This is a genomic window from Microbacterium sp. Bi128, from assembly GCF_918698205.1.
This window is the reverse complement of record NZ_CAKKMM010000453.1, coordinates 1-3,571: the sequence shown is the minus strand read 5'-3', so window position 1 is coordinate 3,571 and position 3,571 is coordinate 1. Positions and strand designations below refer to the sequence as shown.

Sequence of the window (3,571 nt, the reverse complement as noted above, 5' to 3'; positions counted from 1 at the left end):
CGTCGGCGGGGTTTGGGGCGCGATCTTCCGTTTGGGGCGCGGTATTCGCCGCCCCAAACGGAGAAACGCGCCCCAAACCCGACAGCCCGGGGTGGGTGGACGCCATCACCGCCGCCGCCGCGTCGCGCACTACCCGCATACGCGTCGCGCGGGCTGACCGCGCACGCGAAACGAGGAGCCCCCACCGCCCTCGGGCGACGGGGGCTCCTCGCGTGCTCTACTTCGCGACGAGCGTGAGGGTCAGCGTCGAGTGGTAGACGCCGACCGGCGCGTTGCGGGGTGCGGTGAAGTCCAGCATCGCGTCGAAGAGCGCGCCGCCGACTCCGGTGGAGACGCCCGGCGAGCCGGAGGCGAAGCTCGCCCCGCTCCCACCCACTGTGATGCCGGCCGCCGGAACGTATCCGGTGAGCGGCATCGGGTGGATCCCCAGAACGCTCGCCGGAACCGTGTCGGCGCCGCTCCGGAACGGGGAGGCGACGGCGGTCAGGGTCCAGCCCGTCAACGTCGAGCGATCGTCCACGACAGCGACCTTCCCCAGGTTCGCCGTCGCGGTGCGACCGCGCTCCACCGCGCCGAAGTCCACGGAAGACTTCTCGGCGTCGAGCGACCAGAGGTCACTGGCGGTCACCGTGGTGTGCAGTTCCGCCGTGGCATCCCGCTCCGCCGGGTAGGCCGCGATCACGAACGTGCCCCAGGCGACGACGGTCGGATCATTCGGCAGGGTCAGAGCCAGGGTGTGCTCACCCGGGCTGAGGGAGCCCACGGAGACGATCGCATCGCCCGCCGCGTCGGTCGTCACGTGACCCAGATCGGTCGGAGAGGACCACGCCCAGGCCTGCAGCACCTGCTGCTGGTGACCGCTCCCCGCGCTGATCTTCACGGTGGTCTCCCCGAAGGCGGGGTCGGTGATCGCGACACGGCCGCCGTCGGAGCCGGCCGGTTCCGACGGAGTCGGGTCGACGACGACGAGGGTCGCCGGCGCGGAGACCACGTCCGGCCCCACGCCGTTCGAGACGACGGCGCGGTAGCGGGTGCCGGTCATCGACACCGACGCATCGGGGACGGCGAGCGTCGACGAGGTGGCGCCGGCCACGTCCGCCCACGTCGAGCCATCCGTCGACGACTCCCACCGGATGGTGGGGGCGGGCGAACCCGCGGCGGTCACCGAGAAGGTCGCGGTCGTTCCGACCAGCGCGTTCTGATCAGCGGGATCGGTCACGGTGGGCGCGGCGGCGGTCAAGGTCACGCTGGCCTCCAGCGCCTTCCCCTCGCGGCTGCCGACCGACTGGACGAAGCTCAGCGAGTGCACACCCACGCCCGAGACGGGGGTGTCGAGAGCGACGTGCCACTTTCCGCTGTCGTCGACAACGGTCTGCCCGATCGTGCGGCCCTGCTCCACGACGCGCACGGTCGCATCGGCGAACCCGGTACCGTCGAACGACGAGAGCGAGAGGTCCGTCGGACGCACCTGGGAAAGGTCGGTGGTCAGGGCGAAACCCGACCCGCCGGCGTCGATGTTCGGCCGCTGGGAGAGGAACTGCTCCGGAGTGAGCGCGTGGTCGACGATCCGCGTCTCGCCGACGCAGCCGTACCAGCCGTGCTCGGGCTCGCTGTTCCACGTGGAGGTGCCGATGATCCAGGGCATGAAGTCCGCGGCCATCATCCCGCCCACCTGCGAAGCGTTGCGCAGGACCGGCACGCCGTCGACGTACATGATCACGGTGCCCGTGCCCGGGTCGTTGACGATCGCGACATGGTGCCACGATCCGGGCATGATCTCCCCCGACCACAGGGTGTAGGAGTTCTTCGACGTCGTGTCCGCCGCGGAGAACTGGTACTCGCGGAGGTTGGAGATGCCCAGCCACGCGGCGCCGGCTCCGGGGTCGGAGGAGTCGTTGATCCCGATCCACTCCCGAGCACCGCCCCGGGTGATCGCGGCCCCCCAGCGGTTCGCGGCTTCGCTCCAGTTGCTGTCCATCTGCAGGAACGTCTCCAGGGTGTAACCGGTGGACGCGTCCAGGTGCGCGAACGTCGCCGGCGCACCGTATTCGGTCGTGATGTAGGAGAGGTTGTCCGGGCCGCTCGCGTTGCGGTGCACGTCGGTGAAGCACACCGCTCCCTTGTCCGCCGCGTAGACGGGAACGTTGGAGTGGGTGATCGAGACATCGTCGGCGGTGTCGTCCGCGTCGGTGTCCTCGATCGGGTTCCGGTACATCGGGCTCGCGCCGGCCACATCGGGGATCTCGGTCGTGTCGGACAGATCACCCTCCGCGACGCCGCCGAATCGCCAGTGCGCGACGGTGCCGTCCACGCGAACGTAGTCGGAGGCGTTCCCGGCCTGCACGAGTGGCTTGTCCCCGCCCTGACCGGTCCATCCGGCGGACACGATCTCCTTGGCCAACGCCGAGAGGTCGCCGTTGTCCGCCTCCGCTGCGCTGGGAGCGCCCCATCCGAACCGGGCACCGAAGTCGAGCGGAAGGCTGAACTCCTTCCCCGGGCCGCTCAGCACCGGAGTGTCGGTGGAGCTGAGGGCGTTCGCGTGCTTCTTCGGCACCCAGGGGGAAACGGTGTTGACGTCGATGCGGTTGTTCGTCATGTCGAACTCGACCAACGTCATGATGCCGTTGCCGCCGTCCGCCGCCATCTGGTAGTCGCTGAGCACCTCGTAGACCGGGTGACCGAAGTCATTGATCAGTGTCCGCTGCGTCGCCCCGTGGAAGTGGCCGTTGAGCGTCACCACGATCTGATCGTTCTTGCGGATCAGCCTCTCCCACAGCAGATCCCCGAACCACCAGCTGGTCGGAGAGACCTGGTCCTGATCGATGCCGATGATCGCGTGGGAGGAGAGGATCACGGGGACGCCGGGGTGCGCGTCCAGGATGCCCTGAGCCCACGCGAACGTGTCGTCGGACGCGTTCCACCCCAGGGACATCACGACCCACTCGTGTCCCTCCGCCTGGAACATGTACGCCGAGGAGTACCCGTTCTGGAACGTCCCCAGGAGGGTTCCGCCGGCCTGCCTCGCCAGAGTCGTCGCGCCGAAGTTCGCGAGGTAGTTCGCCGCGTTCGACTCCGACGAACGCGCGCCTTGATCATTCACGTCGTGATTGCCGGGAAGGATCGAGTACGGCACGCCACCGTCCTCGAGGGTTCTCATCGCCTTCGCCGCCGCGGTCCACTGGTCGCCCACCCACTGCTGGTCGACGACGTCGCCCAGGTGCATCGCGAAGGGGATGTTGAGATCACTCTTGTGGTCGGCGACCCACTGCGTCTGCACCTCGAAGGGGTTCGTCCCGTACTTCGGGTAGAACTGCGAGGCGCTGTACCGGGAGTAGAACTGCGTGTCGGGGAGCACCGGCAGAAGGAAGCTCGACCGGGTGGTGGTGTCGGTGGCCGCGGTCGACGAGACATCCGTCGAGGTCGAGGCGTCGTCGGTCGCGGCGACCGCGCCGGAGGCGTTGCCGAGAGCGAGGGCGGACAGGGCGAGCGCGATCACAGCGGCGACCGCGGAGCGTGTGCGCGAAGCGCGACGGGGATGGGGGAACATCTCTCTTCTCATCAGGTGCACGAG

The 3,571-nt window shown here is 69.0% G+C and carries 1 protein-coding gene; it reads right to left on the bottom strand.

Annotated elements, in window-relative coordinates:
- Positions 1 to 217: 217 nt before the first annotated feature.
- On the bottom strand, positions 218 to 3,571 hold a 3,354-nt coding region (locus LQV45_RS20860; RefSeq protein WP_230008653.1), incomplete at its 5' end, for a LamG-like jellyroll fold domain-containing protein.